General features: G+C 62.7%; 17 protein-coding genes. 9 read left to right on the top strand and 8 right to left on the bottom strand.

Annotation, left to right across the window (positions count from 1 at the left end):
* Positions 1–111: 111 nt before the first annotated feature.
* Both IHQ71_RS15230 and IHQ71_RS15225 read right to left on the bottom strand, forming a co-directional pair.
* Positions 112–1440, bottom strand: a complete 1329-nt coding sequence (locus IHQ71_RS15230; RefSeq protein WP_258157309.1) for an aspartate aminotransferase family protein — start codon at positions 1438–1440, stop codon at positions 112–114.
* Between the two features lie 101 nt (positions 1441–1541).
* On the bottom strand, positions 1542–2504 hold the full coding sequence (locus IHQ71_RS15225; protein ID WP_258157308.1) for a LysR family transcriptional regulator: 963 nt from the start codon (positions 2502–2504) through the stop codon (positions 1542–1544).
* Positions 2505–2622: 118 nt separating this feature from the next.
* Between IHQ71_RS15225 and IHQ71_RS15220 the strand changes: the two genes are divergently transcribed.
* From IHQ71_RS15220 to IHQ71_RS15195, 6 genes are all read left to right on the top strand, one after another.
* Positions 2623–5061 (top strand): FAD-dependent oxidoreductase, encoded by a 2439-nt coding sequence (locus tag IHQ71_RS15220; protein WP_258157307.1) that lies wholly within the window; start codon positions 2623–2625, stop codon positions 5059–5061.
* Between the two features lie 3 nt (positions 5062–5064).
* The gene (locus IHQ71_RS15215) at positions 5065–7524 is read left to right on the top strand and encodes an FAD-dependent oxidoreductase (protein WP_258157306.1); all 2460 of its coding nucleotides are present in this window, start codon (positions 5065–5067) and stop codon (positions 7522–7524) included.
* Complete coding sequence (locus IHQ71_RS15210; protein ID WP_374990029.1) at positions 7525–9102, top strand: trimethylamine methyltransferase family protein; 1578 nt, start codon at positions 7525–7527, stop codon at positions 9100–9102.
* Between the two features lie 100 nt (positions 9103–9202).
* Positions 9203–10168 carry a glycine betaine ABC transporter substrate-binding protein gene (locus tag IHQ71_RS15205; RefSeq protein ID WP_258157304.1) on the top strand — a complete coding sequence of 322 codons (966 nt, stop codon included), beginning with the start codon at positions 9203–9205 and terminating at the stop codon, positions 10166–10168.
* A 12-nt stretch (positions 10169–10180) separates the two neighbouring features.
* Positions 10181–11278, top strand: a complete 1098-nt coding sequence (locus IHQ71_RS15200; protein ID WP_374989860.1) for a glycine betaine/L-proline ABC transporter ATP-binding protein — start codon at positions 10181–10183, stop codon at positions 11276–11278.
* Positions 11275–12765 carry a proline/glycine betaine ABC transporter permease gene (locus IHQ71_RS15195; protein WP_258157303.1) on the top strand — a complete coding sequence of 497 codons (1491 nt, stop codon included), beginning with the start codon at positions 11275–11277 and terminating at the stop codon, positions 12763–12765. The genes IHQ71_RS15200 and IHQ71_RS15195 overlap by 4 nt, the downstream gene beginning before the upstream one ends.
* A 4-nt stretch (positions 12766–12769) precedes the next feature.
* On the opposite strand, the gene larB is transcribed toward IHQ71_RS15195, so the two are convergent.
* The 5 genes from larB to IHQ71_RS15170 are packed head-to-tail and all read right to left on the bottom strand — an operon-like array spanning position 12770 to position 17927.
* Positions 12770–13447, bottom strand: coding sequence for a nickel pincer cofactor biosynthesis protein LarB (gene larB, locus IHQ71_RS15190; protein ID WP_258157302.1), 678 nt, complete (start codon positions 13445–13447; stop codon positions 12770–12772).
* Positions 13444–14217: an adenine nucleotide alpha hydrolase gene (locus IHQ71_RS15185; protein ID WP_258157301.1), complete on the bottom strand. Its 774-nt coding sequence runs from the start codon at positions 14215–14217 to the stop codon at positions 13444–13446. The genes larB and IHQ71_RS15185 overlap by 4 nt, the downstream gene beginning before the upstream one ends.
* Positions 14210–15376 carry a LarC family nickel insertion protein gene (locus IHQ71_RS15180; protein WP_258157300.1) on the bottom strand — a complete coding sequence of 389 codons (1167 nt, stop codon included), beginning with the start codon at positions 15374–15376 and terminating at the stop codon, positions 14210–14212. The genes IHQ71_RS15185 and IHQ71_RS15180 overlap by 8 nt, the downstream gene beginning before the upstream one ends.
* Entirely contained in the window at positions 15373–16671 is a 1299-nt protein-coding gene (gene larA, locus IHQ71_RS15175) for a nickel-dependent lactate racemase (protein ID WP_258157299.1), read from the bottom strand. Before larA ends, IHQ71_RS15180 begins: the two co-directional genes overlap by 4 nt.
* Entirely contained in the window at positions 16668–17927 is a 1260-nt protein-coding gene (locus tag IHQ71_RS15170) for a glycerate kinase (RefSeq protein WP_258157298.1), read from the bottom strand. Before IHQ71_RS15170 ends, larA begins: the two co-directional genes overlap by 4 nt.
* Positions 17928–17997: 70 nt before the next feature.
* Here IHQ71_RS15170 and IHQ71_RS15165 point away from each other — a divergent pair, with 70 nt between their 5' ends.
* A complete protein-coding gene (locus IHQ71_RS15165) occupies positions 17998–18777 on the top strand; it encodes a FadR/GntR family transcriptional regulator (protein WP_258157297.1) in 780 nt (259 codons plus the stop codon).
* A 14-nt stretch (positions 18778–18791) separates the two neighbouring features.
* Here IHQ71_RS15165 and IHQ71_RS15160 read toward each other — a convergent pair whose 3' ends face one another.
* On the bottom strand, positions 18792–19589 hold the full coding sequence (locus IHQ71_RS15160; protein WP_258157296.1) for an NAD(P)-dependent oxidoreductase: 798 nt from the start codon (positions 19587–19589) through the stop codon (positions 18792–18794).
* Between the two features lie 148 nt (positions 19590–19737).
* Here IHQ71_RS15160 and IHQ71_RS15155 point away from each other — a divergent pair, with 148 nt between their 5' ends.
* Both IHQ71_RS15155 and kdgD read left to right on the top strand, forming a co-directional pair.
* Complete coding sequence (locus tag IHQ71_RS15155) at positions 19738–20481, top strand: FadR/GntR family transcriptional regulator (protein ID WP_258157295.1); 744 nt, start codon at positions 19738–19740, stop codon at positions 20479–20481.
* A 74-nt stretch (positions 20482–20555) separates the two neighbouring features.
* Entirely contained in the window at positions 20556–21461 is a 906-nt protein-coding gene (gene kdgD / locus IHQ71_RS15150; protein WP_258157294.1) for a 5-dehydro-4-deoxyglucarate dehydratase, read from the top strand.

Here is a 21461-nt window from a genome sequence, read left to right as displayed (position 1 = left end):
GTTGTTTTGGGTGTTTTGCGACCGGCCGATTCACGCCGCAGCCAAATCCAACACCTGGCCAGGATATCAGCACGCCAAGCGCTGCGAGGTACCCGGCGCTCACGATTCCTGCTAAGCCGTAATCGCCTCGAAGCTCTTCACGAACCGCTCCATGACGTCGCCGACATCCTCCATCGACAGGCAGAGCGGCGGACACATGCGGATGACATTGCGATACGGGCCGGAGCGGCTGGCGACGAGGCCGTTTTTCCGCGTTGCTTCGAAGACGGCGAGCGCCTCATCAGGCGCCGGCTCCTTTGTCTTGCGGTCCTTGACCAGTTCGATCGCCAGCATCAGGCCTGCGCCCCGGACATCGCCGACGAGATCGAAGCGATCCATCAGGCCGGTCAGTTTCGCTTTCAGCGCCCCGCCGACGACACGGGCATTTTCTTGCAGCCCTTCCTCGCGGATGACCTTCAGCACGGCGCGGCCGGCGGCGCAGGCCACTGGATTGGCGCCGTATGTATGGAACAGGAACTTGTCGGCCATGGATTCCGCCACCTCGCGCTTGGCGATTACGGCGCCGAGCGGAATGCCGTTGCCGACGCCCTTGGCGACCACGACTACATCGGGCACAACGTCGTGGGCTTCGAAGGACCAGAAGGCCTCGCCGGTGCGACCGACGCCGGCCTGTACTTCATCGATGATGCAGATGCCGCCGGCAGCACGGACCTGTTCGAAAGCGCCCTTTATGTAGCCCTTCGGCATCGGCACGATGCCGCCATAGCCCTGCACTGGCTCGATGATCATGCCTGCGAGGCGTCCACTGGTGGAATAGTCGATGGCGCGTTTGATCTCGGCGAGGTAGGGCTCGACGCCTTCGCCATAGATGCCGCGATACTGATTGGGTTCGGCCACGAAGGTCACGCCGCCGAGCTGCGGCACATTGTGGCGGAAGCCCGCGATGCCGGTCAGCGCCTGGGCGCCGAAGGTCGCGCCATGGTAGCTCGACCTGAGCGCCAGCATGTCGATATTGCCGGTATGCGACCGCGCCATCAGTAGCGCGAGATCGATGGCTTCGGCGCCGGAATTGGTGAAATGGACGACCCAGTCGTGGTCGGCGGGCATGGTTGCGGCGAGTTCCTCTGCATAATGCGCCGGCACAGGGTGATAGAACATCGTGGTGCAATGGGTAAGATCGGCGATCTGCGCCGTCGTGGCGCGCACGACTTCCGGATGGGCGTGGCCCACCGAGATGCAAAGATTCATCCCGAGCAGGTCGATATATTTTCGGTCGTTCTCATCCCAGACATACTGGCCGCGCCCGCGCTTGATGATCAGCGGATCCTTGAACGGCACGAACTTGCGCTGAGAGGCCGCATAATAGCGCTCGCGGCGCCCGACGATGCCTTCGGTCGACCAATCGATTTCCATGGCGGGCGGGATATGGGCCTGGTTCATGATGCGCTCCTGATGATCTGACCGGATCAAACCACCGAAACGCATGGATTTGCACCAAAAAACTGCAGCATCAGAGAAACTGATGCAGCGGATTAGCGGCGTCAGATTTCAATCTGATAGTGATCCGGGGACAGGTCCGGCAGACAGCGGGCGATCGACTCGGCGAGGACCTCCGCCGAACGTTTGGCGAATGCCTCGGGGATGTTTCCGAGTTCGCGCTCGCGGGCGACCAGCTTCAGGCTGCGGGAAAAACCGGCGAAGGGCAAGGGATGGACGTCGATCTTCATGCCTTCGACCAGGCCGTCGATCAGCAGAGTCGGGCTGAGGATCGTGAAGCCCATGCCGGCGGCGACCGGCGCCATCACCACACTCGAACGGTCCCCATCCATGCCGCGCGGGATTTCGATCCTGAGGCGGCTGAGATGCTGGTCGATGCGCATGCCGACCGGAGTTTCCCGACTGAAGCGGACGAAGGCGAGCTTCTTCGAGAGCTTGTTGATGTCACCGACATCGCCGGAATAGCCTTTCGGCGTCACCAGCAGGAATTTCTCGGTCATGATGGGAAAGCGGGTCAACCCTTCGACCTCGAACATCTCGCTCGAGGTGACGGCGAGGTCGGCCTTGCGGGCACGCAACAGGTTGATGTGGTCGGTGGCCAGGCCGGCATAGAGGCTGAGTTCGGGAACATTGAAACCATCCCGGGCCAGGACCGACAGCGCTGGCGCAAGGGTGGTCGCGATCGAGGCCAGCATGGCGATGCGAAGCAACGGCAGCGGCGCGGAGCTGAGGTGCCGGACGTCGGTGCGCAGGCCATCGACCTCGGCGAGGATGGCGATTGAGCGGCGATGCAAGGCGACGCCGGCGCGTGTGAGTTCGATGGGGCGAATGTTGCGGTCGATCAGGCTGACGCCGAGCGCGGTTTCGAGGTTCTTGAGGTGCTGGGATGCAGCGGATTGGGTCATGCCCAGCATCTGCGCGGCCTGCGTCACATGCCGGGTTTCGACGACCGCTGCAAAGACTTCGATAGCGCGGAAGAGATTGAAGTCGAAGCTGCCCTTGAGCATGGTGCCATCATGTATTTCACATCATCAGTTTTGCTAATGATGTGAAAATCGAGTTGAACGCAAGTCCCCTTTCGATGAATTCTGAAGCCAGGTTGTTTCGGATGAGGGGTGCCAGCGGGTGGCGGAGAGTGCACGGATCGTGATCATAGGTGGTGGGGTCATCGGCCTCGGCATCGCCTATCATCTGGCAGAGCTGGGCGTGACCGATGTCATCCTGATTGAGCGCAACCAGCTCACATCGGGCACCTCCTGGCATGCGGCGGGCATTGTCGGGCCTTTGCGTGCCAGCCTCAATCTCACGCATCTCGCCCGTTATGCGACGGAGCTTTTCCCCGAGCTTGAAGCGAAGACGGGACAGACTTCGGGCTACCAGCGGACCGGCGGCCTGTGGCTCGCCCGCAATGATGACCGCATGGTCGAACTGCACCGCATCGCCCATATGGGTGAGGTGACGGGCATGCATGTCGAGATGATTGCACCGGCAAAGATCGCCGAGCGCGTGCCGAGCCTGTCGGTCGAAGGGCTGGTTGGCGCGCTTTGGGTCGATGAGGACGGCCAGGCCAATCCAGTGGATATTTGCGCCGCTTATGCCAAGCGGGCGAAGACAGCCGGTATCCGGATCATGGAAGGCGTCGGTTGCGCAGGTTTCGAGATCAAAGAAGGCCGCGTCGCGGGCGTCAAGCTTTCGACCGGTGAGACCATCCGCTGCGAGACCGTCATCAATGCCGGCGGTGCCTGGGCGCGGGATATCGGCGCGCTCGCGGGGGTGCCGGTGCCGCTGCAGGCTGTCGAGCATATGTATGTGGTGACCGAGGCGATCCCGGGCCTTGAACAACCGTTTCCCATCGTTCGCGATCTAGATGAGGGCATCTATATCAAGGGGGATTCCGGCAAGCTGGTGCTTGGCGGCTTCGAGCCGCATGCGAAGCTTTTCCATACGAAGAGCGTAGAGGGTAACCGGCCGTTCCTCGAACTGCCGGAGGACTGGGAGCAGTTCGAGCCCTTCATGACGGCGGGGCTTAATCTCGTGCCTGTTCTCGGCGAGATCGGTATCCGGCATTTCATGAACGGACCGGAAAGCTTTACGCCCGACACGCGGCCGCTGATGGGTGAGTCGCCCTACTTGCGCGGCTTCTTCGTCGCCGCCGGCTTCAATTCCACCGGCATGATGTCGTCCGCCGGTGCGGGCAAGGCCATGGCGGAATGGGTCGTCGATGGCGAGCCGGGGCTCGATCTCTGGGCGCTCGATATCGCCCGTTTCGACCGCTCGGCGAGCTCGAAATATTTCGTAGGCGCTCGGATGGAGGAGTCGGTCGCCGATCTCTTCCGCATGCACTGGCCCTACAAACAATCCAAGGCAGGGCGTGACGCCAGGCGCTCGGCCTTCCACCGGCAGTTCGCTGAGGCTGGTGCGGTATTCGGTGCGCCGACCGGCTGGGAGCGGCCTTTGTGGTTCGCTCAAACCGACGACGAGCGCGAATTTCACTATGCGATGGGCCGGCAACATTGGTGGGCGGCCGCAGAGCGGGAAGCCAAGGCCATGGCCGAGAGTGTTGGACTGTTCGAGCTTTCGCCCTTCACCAAGATCGACGTGCAGGGCCGCGACGCGCTGGCGCTGCTGCAGTATCTCTCAGCCAACGAGATCGATGTGCCCGTCGGCAAGGCAGTCTATACGCAGATGCTGAATGCGCGTGGCGGCATCGAGGCCGATGTGACGGTGACGCGGTTCGACGCGACGCATTTCCGCGTGACCAGCGGGGCGGCGACGCGGCAGAAGGATCTCGCGTGGATCAAGCGGCATGCCGAGGATCGCGGCCTGGAGGTCGTGGTGTCCGATGTCACTTCGTCCGAGGCGGTGCTGGCGGTCATGGGGCCGCTCGCGCGCGAACTGCTGCAGAGCCTGACCGATGCCGATCTGTCAGATGCAGCTCTTCCGTTTTCCACGTCGCAACTGATCGATATCGGCCCGGCGAATGTGCGGGGGACACGCGTAAGTTTTGTCGGCGAGTTGGGTTTCGAACTTTATGTGGCGACAGAACTTGCCGAGAGGCTGCTAGCGGCGATTATCGAGGCGGGTCCGTCGTTCGGTCTCGTCCAATGCGGACACTTTGCGCTGGATGGCTGTCGGCTGGAGAAAGGATACAAGCACTGGGGTCATGATATCGGCCCCAAGGAAACGCCGCTCGAAGCCGGATTGGGCTTCGCCGTTGCCTGGAAGAAGACGGGCTTTCTCGGCGAAGATGTTTTGCGGCAGCAGAAGACAGACGGCGTCACCAAGCGCCTGATGCATTTCGCCGTCGAAGGCGCCCATCCGTTGCTGCTGCATGATGAACCCATCTACCGCGACGGGAATTATGCCGGCTTGACGACCTCGGGCGGGCAGGGATTCCGCACGGGGCTCGCGCTCTGCCTCGGCTACATCGCCTGCGAACCGGGCGAGAGCCGCGACCAGCTTTTGTCATGCCAATACGAAATCGCCGTGGCCGGTGAGCGTTATCGGCTGAAGCCGCTGGCGCAGCCGCCCTATGATGCCGCCGGCAGCCGGCTGAGGAGTTAGAATATGAAGGAACATGCAAGAGTGGTTGTGATCGGCGGTGGCGCGATGGGTGTGTCGCTGCTCTACCATCTCGCCAAGCGCAGCTGGTCGGATGTAATGCTGGTCGAGAAGACCGAGTTGACGGCCGGCTCGACATGGCATGCCGCAGGCCTCTGCACCCATTTTGCCCACAACGCTACAATCATGGAAATGCGGGCGCATTCGATCCGCATGTACCGCGAAGGGCTGACGGCCGAAACCGGATTGCCGACCGGCTTTCATCCGAGCGGCGCGTTGCGCATTACGCGCTCCGAGGAGCGGATGAACGAGTTCCGGCATGTGCAGGGCATCGGCGATTTCGTTGGCCATGAATTCAATATTCTCACTCCGAAGCAGATCAAGGATATCTACCCGCTGGTTGAGCTCGACGGCATTATCGGCGCGATCCACGAGCCGAATGACGGCCATGTCGATCCGACGCTGGCGACCAATGCCATGGCGACGGCCGCGCGCAATCTCGGCGCCGAGATCGTTCGTCACAATCCCGTTCTGTCGCTGTCAAAGAATGCGTCCGGTGAGTGGCTGGTGGAGACCAAGCAGGGCACAATCACCGCCGAGCATGTCGTCAATGCCGCCGGCACCTGGTGCCGCGAGATCGGCGCGATGATGGGGCTCGACCTGCCCGTCGTACCCATGCTGCATCAATATGTGGTCACGGCCGAGGTGCCGGAGATCGCCGAGCGCATCGCGGCCGGCGCACCTGAACTGCCGATTATCCGCGACCCCGAGGAGAGCTGGTATCTGCGCCAGGAACGCAATGGCTATATTGTCGGGCCATACGAGAAAACCGGGCATCCGTGGGGTGCGGACGGTATTCCGCCGGCCTTCGGCATGGAGCTGATGCCGCCCGATCTCGACTCGATCGAGCACATCATCGCAATGGCGATGGAGCGGGTGCCGGCGCTGGCGAATGCCGGCATCAAGACCGTGGTCAACGGTCCGATCACGTTCACGCCCGACGCCAATCCCATGGTCGGCCCGGCCTTCGGCATGGCGAACGGCTGGCTGCTCACTGGCTCGAGCATGGGTGTGATGGAGGGTGGCGGTGCGGGTGCCTTCCTCGCCGACTGGATCGTCGATGGCGCGCCGCCTCGCGATGCGCTGGCGATCGACGCTCGCCGCTTCGGCAATTTCGCCGATCGCGACTATCGTATCGACAAGGCGGTGGAATGTTTCGGCCTGCAGTTCGGGGTGCATTTCCCGTTCGAGGAGCGCGAGGCAGGCCGCCCGCGTCGAGTGACGCCGGCGCTTGGACAGCAGCGCGCCGAGGGCGCGGTGCTGGGTGCCGCCTATGGCTGGGAGCGACCGAACTGGTTTGCCAAGGGTGACACGCGGGACGTGGAACTGACGTTCCGCCGCCCGGGCTGGTTGGATGCTGTTGGCCGCGAATGCCTGAATGTGCGCGACAATGTCGGCAGCGTCGATCTCTCGGCTTTCTCGAAGTTCGAAGTCAGCGGACCGGGTGCCGCGGATTTCATGGCCTCACTCGGTTCGAACAGGCCGCCCGTCCGCGATGGCCGCATTGGGTTGATGCATGTGCTCACCAACCGTGGCGGCGTCGCGTCCGAATTCACCATCACGCGGCTAGCGGAAGATCGTTATTATCTGACCAGCGCGGCCTTTGCGGAACGCCATGACGAGGACATTCTGCGGTCACGGGCGAGCAACGGCGTGACCATCACCAATCTCGCCGAGCGGCGCGGCATTCTTGGCGTCATGGGGCCGAGGTCGCGCGACCTGCTGGAAACGCTAACACAGGACAATCTGTCCGATGCGACGTTTCCATGGCTTTCGGCGCGCACCATTACCGTTGCCGGCATTCCTGTCCTCGCCTTGCGCGTCTCCTATGTCGGCGAGCTTGGCTGGGAACTGCATGTCGATCTCGACCGCTTCGGTGACGTCTACGCTGCCGTAGCGGAGGCGGGAAAACCGTTCGGCCACGCACCCTTCGGCATCTACGCCGTCAATGCGATGCGGCTCGAAAAGGGCTATCGCGGCTGGGGTTCGGATCTGACGACAGAACGAACGCCACTTGAATCCGGGCTGGAAGCGCTGGTCAGGACGGATGGCCGGTCCTTCATCGGCCGCGAGGCCATGCTGGAGCGTGACGCTGCCGACACGGCCTGGCGGATGGCACTGTTCAGCGTCGAGGACGATGGCGTCTCGCTGCCCTTCTACAATCACACGGTCTGGCAGGACGGCAAGGCGGTCGGTGTCGTGACCTCGGGCGCCTATGGCTTCCGCGCCCGCATGCCGCTGGTGCTGGCCTACCTCGCGCCAAAGGCCAGCGACGCGCCGATGAGCATTCGTGTCATCGATCGCGACCTGAAGATCACCGAACTCCTGGACGTGCCTTACGATCCACAGAACCTCAAGCCACGCGGTGTCGTGGCGCAAATCCAGCAAGCATCGAAGGTGGGCTGAATCATGGATGTGACCGAACAAGACGTGCCGGAAGCGCCAGTCGAGCCGACGCGTTCGCGAACAGGCGGCCGCGCCGGGCGGGGCGCGCAGCGCGCCAGCAGCGAGGCGCCACGTCGGCCCTACATCAACCGCAAGCTCGCGCCTTACGAAATCCTCAACGAGGAAGGCCTCAGCCTGATCGAGGCCAATGCCGACAAGCTGTTGAAAGAGATCGGCATGGAGTTTCATGACGACCCGGAAATCCTGCAGATTTTCCGCGATGCCGGCGCCGATGTGCAGGGCACGCGGGTGCGGTTCGAGCCCGGCATGTGCCGCAAGATCATCCAGGCCAGCGCGCCGCGCGAATTCCAGCAGCACGCGCGCAATCCCGCCAATACGGTGACGATCGGCGGCAACAACACGGTGCTGTGCCCCGCCTGGGGGCCTCCCTTCGTGCATGATCTCGATCGCGGCCGGCGTTATGCGACCTATGCCGACTTCCAGGATCTCATCAAGATCCACCAGATGATTCCGCACCTGCACCATTCCGGCGGTGTGGTATGCGAGCCGGTCGATCTGCCCGCCAACAAGCGGCATCTCGATATGCTCTATGCCCATATCCGCTATTCCGACCGCTGCTTCATGGGCGCGTTCATCGGCGGTGAGCGGGCGCAGGATGCGGTCGACATGGCCAAGATCGTGTTCGGCGACGACTTCGTCGCCAACAATGCCGTGCTCTATAATGTCAGCAATACCAATGCGCCGCTGGTGCTGGATGCCAATATGTCCGGTTCGCTGAAGGTCTATGCGCGCAACAACCAGCCGGTCGCCTGCACGCCATGGACGCTGGCCGGCGCGATGAGCCCGGTGACGGTCGCCGGGACAGTGGCGCAGGTGCTTGCCGAGGCCCTGGCGACAATCACGCTCGTACAGCTCATCAATCCCGGTGCGCCCTGCATGATGGGCAGCTTTGCCAGCACGATCTCGATGCAATCGGGGGCGCCGACATTCGGCACGCCTGAGGCCGGCAAGATGGTGCTCGCCTGCGGACAATTGGCGCGCAGGCTTGGCGTGCCGTTCCATACCGTGGGCACGCTCTCGGCCTCCAAACTGCCGGATGCGCAGGCAGAACAGGAGGCGACCTGGGGGCTGATGATGTCGATGCTTGCGGGCGCTAACCTCATCAACCACGCCACCGGCTGGCTCGAAGGCGGGCTGGTGACCGGTTTTGAGAAGACGATCATCGATGCCGATCTCTGCGGCAAGATTGCGAGCTTCTTCGATGGCATCGATCTTTCGGAAAATGCCCAGGCGCTCGATGCTATCGCCGATGTTGGCCCGGGTTCGCACTTTCTCGGCAGCGCCCATACGCAGGCGAATTTCCTCTCCGCCTTCTATCGCTCGCCGATCGCCGACAACAATTCGTTCGAGCAGTGGAGCGCCGAAGGTGGGCTCGACGCCGCCCAGCGCGCCAACAAGCAATGGAAGCAGTTGCTCGCCGATTATCAGGATCCCGGCCTTGATCCGGCGATCGATGAAGCGCTTCGCGAATACGTTGCCAAGCGCAAGGCCAGCAAGCCGGATCAGGACTATTATTGACGCTCTAATGCCCCCGATCACTTTTCCTAATGCCCCTGATTCCAATGGATCGGGAGCAAATTTTCTCTCACTCTACATGTAACCAAAAAGGGGGATCGATATGAAATCGTATATGCTTGCCACCACATTCCTCGCATTCACCGGCGCCGGTTGCGCCTCGGCATTTGCTGCCGATGTGACCATGCCCGACCCGAATTACGCTACCGCGACCGCCGTGATGAACGTCATCAAGGCCGCAGCCGAACAGGAACTCGGCCTCGAAGTATCGACCGTCACGACCACAGCGGTTCCGGTGATCTGGGAAGCCATGGACCGCAACAAGGGCGAGGTCGATATCTGGCCGGACGTCTGGCTGCCCAATCAGAATGGCCTGGTCGACAAATATGTCAAAGGCAGCAAGACAGTGAAGCTCGCCGCCAACGGCTACGAGGCGGTGCAGGGCTACTGCGTCACCAAGAACACCGTCACAGACCACAATATCAAGAGCGTCTATGACCTCGCCAATCCCGAGAATGCCAAGCTGTTCGACACCAATGGCGATGGCAAGGGCGAGATCTGGATGGGTGCATCGGGCTGGCAGTCCACCAATATCGAGAAGGTGAAGGCTCGCGACTATGGCTTCGCCGAATTCTTCGATCTCCAGGTGATCGACGAGGCGGTCGCGAATGCGGCGCTCGACAAGGCCGCCAAGGAAAAGAAGCCCTGGATCGGCTATTGCTACGGTCCGCACCAGAATTTCGCGCGCTATGATCTTGCCATGCTCGAAGAGCCGAAGAACGACCCTGCGAAGTTCGTGGTGGTCCAGCCGAACGACGATCCGGACTGGTACAACAAGTCCAAGGTCGCATCGGGTTATGCGACCACGACCGTACATATCGCCTATGCCGCTTCGCTTGCCGAGCGCCAGCCAGACCTAGCCGCCGCGCTTGAGAAGATCAGCCTCAAGCCCGAGGACGTCAGCAAGATGGCCTTCGAGATTATCGTCAACAAGAAGCCGGCGGCCGATGTCGCCAAGGAATGGGTGAAGGCAAACCAGCAAGACGTCTCGAAGTGGTTCGGCCACTGAGAGGCTCGGCCAGTGGCTGACGCGCGTCCGGTGCCAATCGCCCAGGACCTCACGATTGGCGGCGAGCCGCTGATCGTGATGAAGGGTGTCTGGAAGATTTTTGGCGCGCGCCAGCAGGAGGCTCTCGCGGCGGTGCAAAGGGCGGGGCTCGGCAAGCAGGACATTGCCGAGCGCTATGACTGCGTCGTCGGCGTCGCCGATGTCCACCTCTCGGTCAATTGTGGCGAGATATTCTGCATCATGGGCCTGTCGGGCAGCGGCAAGTCGACGCTCGTGCGTCACGTCAACCGGCTGCTTGAACCGACGGCCGGCGAGATACTTGTCGATGGCGAAAACGTGATGGCGAAATCGCCGGCGGAGCTGCGTTCTCTCCGCTCCCACAAGATCGGCATGGTGTTCCAGAATTTCGGGCTGTTGCCGCATCGCACGGTGCGGGACAATGTGGCTCTGCCGCTCGAAATCCAACGCGCCTCGCGCCAGAGCCGTTTCGATATCGCCGAATCCGCGCTGGCCAAGGTCAATCTCACGGGCTGGGGTGATCGCTATTGTCACGAGCTCTCCGGCGGCATGCAGCAGCGCGTTGGGCTTGCCCGCGCTCTCGCCGCCGATCCAGCGATCCTGTTGATGGACGAGCCGTTCAGCGCGCTCGATCCATTGATCCGGCGCCAGTTGCAGGATGAGTTCCTGTCGCTCTCGGAGGCCATGGGCAAGACCGTGGTGTTCATCACGCATGATCTCGAAGAGGCGGTGCGCATCGGCGATCGCATCGCTGTCATGAAGGACGGCGTGATTTTGCAAACGGGAACGCCCGAAGAGGTCGTGACCAAGCCGCAGCACGAGTATGTCGCGAGGTTCGTGGCGGAGATTTCGCGGCTCAACATTCTGACGGCCGGCAGTATCATGGAGCCCGTTGGCGGCAATATGGCGCGCTATCCCGAGCGCGATCTCTCCGCCTTGCCGAGCGTACGCACAGATCAGGTTTTGGCTGACCTCGTGGATATCGCAGCCGGGCAAGCCGGGCCGATTGCCGTGCGGAGCGGGGATGTGGTTGTCGGTATTGTCGATACGGCGGCGATCCTGAATGCGTTGAAGCGGAAGGACGCGGCATGAGCGAGCCTTCTTCCGAAAATGATCTCGTCCAGGCGTTCGCGCAGCAGAATGGCGGGTACTACACTGGTGTCTTCAGCCGCATCCGCAGCCATGCCGGATTCACCTGGTCGTTCAATCCCGCTGCCGCCATTCTTGGTCCCATCTGGGCTGCGGCGCGCGCCATGCCGGTCCTGTTCTGGCTCGCGTTCTTCCTGGAGACGCTGGCGGTGGCCCAGCTCGCGACCGGCCTTGCCGGCAATCTCGGCGGCGAACAGCGCGTGCGCGCCCAGCGTCTCGACAAGCAGGTGGCGGAACGGCGGATCGAGGCACAGAAGGCGAAAGATGCTGGCGAGGCGAGTGCCGACAGCATGATGCGGTCCGCCGACGGGTTGCAGCGCGCCGCCGACAACGCTCGCAAGCAGGCCGAAGCCGCCGAACTGCGCGGGCCGATGCTAGTCGGATCAGGCTTGGCGACGCTGCTGATCGGCAAGCTGCTGATCGGTATTCTTGCCAACCCTATGCTGCAGCGGCGCTTCACGCGCTGGCGGTCGGACCGCCGGCTGCGGAGCGGTTTTCATTATCCCACGGCGGCGCTCGCGGCATTGTTTTGCATCCTTGCCTATGGCCTGACCGCGCGGCGCGTCGCGGCGCAATCGCCGCCGGACTGGCTGATCGCGGCACCCGTAAATCGTGACTGGCAGGCGAACGTCGCGGGCATGCTCGATCGGGCGCTGGAGGCGCTGTCGAAATCCGGCGACGCGGTGTTCACGGCGATCACTGGGCTAATCAATGCGGTGCTCGACGGCGTGGCCTATGGGCTCACGACAACGCCGTGGCCGGTATCGATGGCGGTCATCGTCATCCTGGCGTGGCAGTTGGCCGGTGTCCGTGTCGCGATCTTCACGACCGCGGCACTCATCTATCTCGCTGTGCTCGGCTTCTGGGAGAAAAGCCTGGAAACCGTGGCGCTGCTCGGCACGTCCGCGGTGCTCTGTCTCTTGATCGGCATTCCGCTCGGCATCTGGTGTGGCCGGCGGCCGAATGCCTACACGGCGATCCGGCCGGTGCTTGATTTCATGCAGACCATGCCCGCTTTCGTCTATCTGATCCCTGTCATCGCGCTGTTCGGCATCGGCAAGCCGCCGGGTGTGATCGCCACGCTGATCTTCGGCACGCCGCCGGTGGTGCGGCTGACGGCGCTTGGCATCCAGGGCGTGCCGGCGGCGGTGCGCGAGGCGGCGGAAGCCTATGGCGCGACGCGCTGGTTCCTGCTGACGCGGATCGACCTGCCGTTGGCGATGCCGTCGATCATGGCCGGCATCAACCAGACGATCCTGATGTGCCTTTCCATGGTCGTCATCGCTTCCTTGATTGGTGCCAAGGGTTTGGGCGAGGATGTTCTCAATGCACTGCAATATGCAGCAGTGGGCCAGGGACTGCTCGCAGGCCTCGCGATTCTGCTTTGCGCAATGATCATCGACCGGATCGTGCAGGGGCGGCGAGAGTGAGCCACTATTCCGGCGCGTCGGACAGCGCCTGGAACTGCTTGAAGCTCAGGGCGATCTTGCGCGCCGCCGCCGCCGCGCCAAAGCCATTGTCGATATTGACCACAACGAGACCGGGCGAGCAGCTCGCGAGGGCAGAGTGAAGCGCTGCGTGTCCGCCTTGGGCTACGCCATAGCCGACCGAGGTGGGCACGGCGATTACTGGCGCGCGGACCAGCCCGGCAAGAACCGAGAACAACGCGCCTTCCATGCCCGCCACGGCAATGAGGACCGGGAATGTCCGGATTTCGGCGATGACGCCCTGAAGCCGCCAAAGCCCGGCAACGCCGACATCGGCAAACACTCTTGGCTTGAGGCCGAGAAAAGCGGCGCTGTTTGCGGCCTCCATGGCCACGGGGAGATCGGACGTTCCAGCGGTGACGATCCCCACCGCGCAGGCGTCTGCCGTGGGCGATGGGGCATTCAGTGTCGCAGTTCTGGCGAGCGGATCGAACGACAGCGGCAGATGTGTGAGCCCCTCGATCTGCGCTGGCGTCAGGCGCGTCATGAGGAGCGGGCACCCGCGATCGATCGCGTCCGTGGCGATGTCGGAGAGCTGCTCAATACTCTTGTGCTCGGCGAGCACCACCTCCGGTACGCCGGTGCGGTCGCCTCGCGTCCAGTCGAACATCGTATGCGCCTTCATGCTTTCACACCCACGAAAGCGCTGCCTTGCCTGTACGCCGCGATGCCGAGGAAGGGACGGCTTTCCGCGTCACAGAGCTCCCGGATATTGTCGGCGAGTGCCATTGGAAGCCCGACATCGGTTTCGATCCGGACACCGCCACTGGTGATCCGGCAGCGCAGCGTGACCGGTCCCAGCGACGCTTCAGCCAGCCGCTCGACCCGGTCGATGAAATCGAGATCGCGCTCCGAAATCCGGATGCCGGTCTCCACGCGGCTGGAAAGACACGGCTGCGCGGGCAGGGAGGCGACGCTGCCGAGGCCGGCGCGTGCGGCGATTTCGCGGAGCGTCTTCTTGTCAATCTGGGCTTCGACGAAGGGGTGAACGACGCCGTTTTCGCCTGCAGCCGTCAGTCCCGGCCTGAAATCCGAGAGGTCATCAAGATTCGTCCCGGCAGCGATCGGAAAGTCGGTCACCTGGCGGATTCGCTTGTAGAGATTGCTCTTGCAGAAATAACAGCGGTTGACCGGATTGCTGAGATAGTCCGCATCGGCGAATTCCCCGGCGCGGATCTCGATCAGGCGCCAGTTCCGCTGATGGGCTATTTCCCGCACGCGCTCCGATGCGCGCACCGGCACCGCGGGTGAGACCGCATGGACCGCAACGAAATCCGGCACGGTGTGTGCGGCAATCGTCGCCAATGTGAGGCTGTCCACACCGCCGCTAACCGCCACCGCGAGGCGCGGAAAACGCGCCAGCACATGCTCGAGCCGCGTGGTCGGGTCAATCATCGCATTGCTCCGCGTTCCGCGCGTGCCTGCGACGTTCCGCCAGCGAGGAGATGCCGGCGAGATCATCGCTTTCGACCTTGGTGGTGACGACGCCGAGCCGGTCGGACTGTTTGGTCCGAAGCAGTCCGACGGTGGTCTCCACCCGAGGCAGTACGCGCCGCTCGACATCGGTGATGCGCAAGCCGATCGTCGAGGTTTCGCGAAAACAGACCTGCGCCGCATGCTCGGCGCCGCCTGCCTTCGCGATGACGTCCACGGCAAAGCGCGGCCGTCCCTTCTTGCCGAATCCGAGCGTGAAGCCGGCATCGAGTACGGCGGCGTCGGCGCGGATCAGGTCGAGCGCAACGCCCATTTCCTCTGGCGTCATGTCGTCGATCTCGAAGGTGATGCGCTGCACCTGATCCGACACGAGTTCGGGTGCCTTCTCTTCTGTCTCAAGCACAAGCACGCGAAAGATATTTGGCACGCCAGCCAGTTGCCGTGTGCCGGCACCCGTGCCATTGGCGAGCAGCCGGCCGGCGGGCGCGCGACCGCCTGGCTTGGTGATCAATTCCTTGAGGATGGCCGCGCCGGTGGGTGTCACGCGTTCGCCGGCGGCATCATCCTGTGCGAGCGGAAAGCCCTTGAGCAGTGCGGTCACGGCCGGCACAGGAACGGGCAGGCGCCCATGCTCGGTCTGGACGAATCCCGATCCGAGAGGGATGGCACCGCAGCTCCAGCTCGTCACCTCGCTTCGGACGATGAGCGAAGCGGCACCGACGAAATCGCCGAGCGAATCCCAGTCGGCCAGTTCGTGGAAGTGGACATCATCGATGGGGATCGCATGGCTCGCCGCCTCGGCCTCGGCGAGGTGGACGAACATGGCCAGTGCCTTGTCGCGAACCTTGGGTTCGAGCCGGGAACGCGTCAGCATTTCCCTTATGTCGCGCCAATGCCGCGTCGGTGGTGCGGACTTGTCGATGTCGAAGCGGACATGACGGGCAGCAAATCCCGATTTCAGGATCGGCTTCCATTCAAGTCTTGCATGTTCCGATATACCGGCATCTGCGAGATCTTGGCGCAACGCGTGCTCAAGATCAGGAAAAGCATCCAGCATCGCGGCGAGGAACATATCGCCTGCAACGCCGCCCGGCGCATCCATATGGACATGCACGCTCATGCGGCCACTCCATTGGAATGATAGATCGGCACGACATAGGGGCCTTCCGGAATGACGGCGATATCCGGGTCGCCGTGGTAGGCGATCGCTGCTGATATGGCCGAGGTAAGGTCGCCGACGCGTTCGACGCCGGTAAGCGCCGCGTCCGCTTCGCTCAGCCCATCAGTGAAGAGCTGGACGCGGCCTGCGCGCATCGGCTTCAGCTGTTTTTCTGTCTGCCATTCATCGACATCAGCGAGCGTTTTCGCCACAAGCGTCGCGAGAAAAGCATCCGGACCCAGGGCGATCAGACGCTCCTGCGCCTCGCGGAAATGCCTGGAGCCGATCCCCTCCTTACAACCCGAGGCGATGATCAGCGTGCCGCCGGGTTCGAGGATATCGAGCGGCGTTACCATGCCCTTCACCGTCTGGTAGTAAGTCTGGTCGAGTGGATAGCCTGCCGCAGACGTCACCACAGTCTTGAACCTGCGCGCGACCGGAATCTCGGTGAAGCCGCGGACGAATTCAACGGCCGCGAGATGGCTCTCGATGATCTCGCCGAAGGAGGCGAAGACGAGCTGGCGCTTGTCGTCGATGACGGTGTTGAGCGCATAGACCTCGCCCAGCATGCGAACGATTTCGAGCTGTTCCTCATGCAGCGGATTGCCGGTGAGATTGCATTCGCGCGCCGCCACGTCCTCCATGAAGCGCGCGGAATGAAAGGTGCGGATCGTCTCGTGGCCGGCGACACCCGGCGCCACGACCTTGCGGCCGCCGGAATAGCCGGCCATGAAATGCGGCTCGACCAGACCTGTCGCGATCCTGAGGTCCGCATCGACCAGCCGGCGATCGAGCTTGACCGGAACACTGCGGCCCTTGGTGATGCCCAGATCGACATGATCCTCGTCGCGCTGGGCGAAATGGTTTTCCACCCTGACATTGGCGAGCACCCAGGGATCGCCGACGAGCTCTTCCAGTTCCGCGCCCTCGTTCGGCCGGTGCAGGCCGGTGGCGATCAGGACGGTGATCCTGTCGGCGGGTATGCCGGCCGCCGTCATCGTCTCGATCATCGGGCGCAGGAAGAGATGATTGGGCACCGGCCGGGTGATATCGCAGATCAGTATGCAGGCTGACTGACGACCGCGCACCAGTTCCGACAGCGGCTTGCCGCCGACCGGTTGGGCGAGGGCCGATGCGATCAGCGCTTCCGGCCTGCCGGCGGGCGGGAAGGATGGTTTTTCAATCATATGCGGGCGGGCTTCGCGAGGCAGGTTGAGCGCCAGTCCGTCGCGGCCATAGAGAAGATGGATCGTCATGACGATGCCTCCACGAGGATCACCCGGAAATCGTTGACATTGGTATGCGTCGGTCCCGTCATCACCAGCCCGTCGATTTCGGCGAAGAAGCTGTAGGCGTCATTGCGCGAGAGATGATCGAACGCCTTGCGCCGGTCGGCCTTCGCTTGCTGGGCCGAGCCCCAGATAACCCCTGCATTGTGCTCGGAGCCATCGCGGCCATCGGTGTCGCAGCAGAGGGCACTGACGCCCGGTAGATCCCACGCCGCGAGCGCGAAGCCTAGCAGGAATTCGCTGCAGCGTCCTCCCTTTCCGGGCGCGCCGCGCAGGGTCACCGTCGTCTCGCCGCCGGAGATGATTGCCAGAGGTGCTGACCCCGGCTGCCCGTGATTGCGGACCTGGCGCGCGATTCCGGCCATGACGCGGCCAGCCTCGCGCGCTTCGCCTTCGATGGCGTCGCCGAGGATCATCGGCGTGAAGCCATTGACGCGGGCGATTGCGGCGGCTGCTTCGAGCGAGGCTTGTGGCGCGGCAACGATATGCGCCTCCGTGCGAGCGAAGGCTGGATGGTCGGCCCCCGGCGTCTCTGAAGCTTGCGAATTCAGGAATGCCGACGCCGCGGGCGCCAGCAATATGCCGGCGCGTTCGACGATGGCGCGGGCATCGGCGGTGGTGCTTTCATCAGGCACTGTCGGGCCAGAGGCGATCAGTGAGAGATCGTCGCCCGGCACATCACTGATCACCAGCGTCACGCAACGGGCGGGCGCGGCAGCAAGAGCCAGCCGGCCGCCCTTGATGGCAGACAGGTGTTTTCGCAGGACGTTCATCTCGCTGATCGGCGCCCCCGACGCCAGAAGCGCACGGTTCAATGCCTGCTTGTCGGCCAGTGTGAGCCCTTCGCCTGGCAGTGCCATCAGCGATGAGCCGCCGCCCGAGATCAAGAAGAGGGCAAGATCGTCCGGTCCAAGTTCCTGCGCCATCTGGAGAACACGACGCGCGCCGGTCTCGGACCTAATATCGGGCACGGGGTGACTGGCTTCGATCAGTTCGATGCCTTCGGTCGGCAATGCCGCGCCGTGGGGTACGATGACCAGCCCTTCGCATGGTCCCCAAGCCGCCTCGACGGCCTGCGCCATGCGCGCGGACGCCTTGCCGGCGCCGAGCACCACCGTCCTGCCGCGTGGGCGTTCCGGCAGCATCGGCGGAATGGCGTGAAACGGATCGGCAGCCTTGAGAGCAGCCGCGAACATGTCATTGAGTACTGTCTGGATGTCCATCCCATCATCCTTGCGATTTTGGAAACTTTGCCTTATTGTCAGGCAATCTGTCAATGGCAATGGATATTTCATGTTTCAGTCTGTCGAGCAGACGCCTCTCTACAAGCTCGTGGCGCGCCAGATCGCCGACCTGATCGCGACGCGAAAACTCCTGCCCGAGAGCAAGATGCCGCCGGAGCGGGAGCTTTGCGAAAGCCTGAATGTCTCGCGCGCGACCATTCGTGAAGCGATGATCGTGCTTGAGATAACCGGTTTCGTGGAAAACCGGTTCGGAGCCGGGATGACGGTCGCTGCCATGCCGCCTGCGCGTGGGCTGATCGAGGAGGTTGATGGACCGGGACCATTCGAACTGCTCGAAGCAAGGCTGATCGTGGAAGGCGAGATTGCCTCGATGGCGGCGGCACGTGCGACACCGGAGGTCATTTCGAAGCTGAGAGATCTGACCGATGCGATGGAGCGCGAGACGCCGGACCAATTCTGGGGCGACAATGCTGATGAACAGTTTCATCTGACGATCGCTCGAGCCGCTGGGAACCTTGCACTCGAACGTGCGCTCCGTGAGTTCTGGACGCCACGCCTGAGGACGCCGATGTGGACCTCGATGCATCATCGCGTGCCGATCGCCGAGATGAAATCCGCGCTCGTTGATGATCACCGCCGGATCGTGGATGCTCTCACCGCAAGAGACGGCGATGCGGCGCGCGCAGCGATGCGGGCGCATATCGCCCGCTTCAGCCGCCAGTTACTTGAACTGTGGGATGTGTCAGGCTCATCGAGCGAGCAGGCTGCGCCGCGCCCGAGCGAATCCTTCCTGCGTGCGATTTTCGAGAACGAGATGCAGCCGGCTTGAGCCGACCCAGATCATTAATCCTCGGAGAAAATCGGATCTTCCACGAATGCGCCGCCTTGATAGAGCGAAAGCGCTGCCTTGGGTCCGGGTCTTTCCACCGCTGCATCGAGTTCGGCGCGGAAGCGTTCGGCATTATCCCTGGGGCGCCAGCCGAGATAGGCGGCGTGCGAATTGTCCCACCACCTGCTGTCATTGTCGGATACCCCCCAAATGATCGGGCAGCCGAGCATCGGCGCCCGGAAGACGCATTCGATCATCGAATCGAAATCGTCGTAGGACATCCAGGTCGAGAGCATGCGATGGTTCTTGGGCTTCTCCAGGCAGCTGCCGATGCGGACGAGCGCCGATTCCTGGCCGAATTTCTCGAAATACATACGGGCGAGGGCCTCGCCGAAGCACTTTGATACGCCATAGAGTCCGTCCGGCCGCATGGGCGCCGTGACATCGATATGCTGGTCCTGGCGGTAGAAGCCGATCGTGTGGTTGGAACTGGCGAAAATAATCCTGGGATGGCCGTGGGCGCGGGCTGCCTCGTAGAGATTGTAGAGACCCAGGAGATTGGCGTTGAGGATCTTGGAGAATTTATCCTCCACCGAAATGCCCCCGAGGTGGAGAATGCCATCGCAACCCTCGACGAGCTTCATGACGGCATCCGCGTCACCCAGGTCGCATTGAATGATTTCCTCGTTCGGCGCTGCGTCACCCAGGTGCGTGATGTCGGACAGACGCACCGCGTCGGCATGCCGTGCCATGCGCTGGCGCATCGCCTGGCCCAGACCGCCAGCCGCGCCGGTCATCAACAATCGTTTCAAGGAATCCTCCATATGCAAATATTTTCAACTTATCATACAGGTTGGTGGATTTGCGTCAACAAGTCGGATATGTGTATCGCAATTATGGGAGCTTGACAGGCAAGCTGGCGCATGGTGGTGCTCCGGTGAGTGGGATGAGGAGACATTCATGCGCGTGCAGCCGAGACCGGAGCAGAGTTCCAGCACGTTGACGGCGCGCCTAGCCGACAATCTCCGACGCTCGCTTTCATCCGGGCAGTTTCCCCCAGGGAGCAAATTGCCCAGCGAAGCGCAATTGAGCGAGGCGCATGGCGTGAGCCGCACCGTGGTGCGCGAAGCCATTGCCGCGCTGCGCGCCGACCGTCTCGTTGAGGCCCGACAGGGAGCGGGCGTCTTCGTGCTCGAAACGCCTGGTGTGGCACCTGCCGGCCTGTTGTCGGTGCGGAATGTTGACCCGGACCGGGTTTCCTCGATGATCGAGATGCTCGAACTGCGTACGGCCGTCGAGGTCGAAGCGGCTGGATTGGCGGCGTTGCGCAGGTCGCCGGCCCAGGAAGAGGCGATACTTGACCAGCACTATGCCGTGCGCGCCTGTCTCGAAGCGGGCGACTCGACGATCGAGGCGGATTTCGCGCTGCATCTGGCGATCGCCGACGCGACCAACAATCCACGTTTCCGAGAATTCCTGGCGATGATCGGCAAGAATGTGATTCCGCGCGCGGCACTGCGGGCCGACGACGGCGATAGCGATCAATCCGCCTATATCAAGCTCATCGACCAGGAACACGACGCGATCGTCGCGGCCATTTCCAATGGCGACGAGGAGGCTGCGCGCGAGGCGATGCGCCGGCATCTGCGCGGCAGCCAGGCGCGCTACCGGGCGCTTCTGAGGGAGCAGCGTCAACCTGTATGATAAGTTCTTGACACTTGTTTTGTCGATGTGTAGGACAAGTATGCCTGAGGAGGCATGGAGAGGATCAAGAATTGATGACGCCGCAAGAAATCAAGGCCGCGCTGGGTGCGGGGCTTCTGTCATTCCCCGTGACGCATTTCGACCGTGACGGCAAGTTCCAGGCCGAAAGCTACCGCCGTCATATCGAATGGCTGTCGGGCTTCGATGCGCCGGTGCTTTTCGCGGCGGGCGGGACCGGCGAATTCTTCTCGCTCTCTCCCAATGAAATTCCCGGTATCGTGAAAGCCGCCAAGGAAGCCGCCGGCAAGACGGCCATCGTCTCGGGCTGCGGCTTCGGCACCGAGGTCGGCGTCGAACTTGCGCGCAATGTCGAGAAGGCGGGCGCCGATGGCATCCTGCTTCTGCCGCATTACCTCATCGATGCGCCGCAGGAGGGCCTCTACAAGCATGTGAAGGCGATCTGCCAGTCGGTCGGCATCGGCGTCATGGTGTATAATCGTGATAATTCCGTGCTTTCCGTCGATACATTGAAGCGGCTCTGCGACGAATGCCCCAATCTCGTGGGTTTCAAGGATGGCACGGGCGACATAGGCGCCGTGCGCCAGGTGACCGCTGTCATGGGCGATCGGCTGACCTATCTCGGCGGCATGCCGACAGCGGAACTCTTTGCCGAAGCTTATCTCGGCGCCGGCTTCACCACCTATTCCTCGGCCGTGTTCAACTTCGTGCCGGCGCTTGCGGTGGATTTCTACAAGGCGCTGCGCGGCGGTGACCGTGCGCGCTGCGAGACACTGCTCAAGGAGTTCTTCTATCCGTTCATGGCGATCCGCAATCGCCGCAAGGGTTACGCGGTTGCTGCGATCAAGGCCGGTGTGCGGCTGCAAGGTTTCGATGCCGGCGGCGTGCGCCCGCCACTCGACGACCTGACGCGGGAAGAAGAGGGCATGCTGGAAGCCTTGATCGGCAAGTGGAAACGCTGA

It is taken from the genome of Rhizobium sp. TH2, assembly GCF_024707525.1.
In the GTDB taxonomy this organism is placed as follows: Bacteria; Pseudomonadota; Alphaproteobacteria; order Rhizobiales; family Rhizobiaceae; genus Rhizobium_E.
Note: the sequence above shows the minus strand (reverse complement) of the source record. Positions and strands in the feature narration are given on the sequence as shown.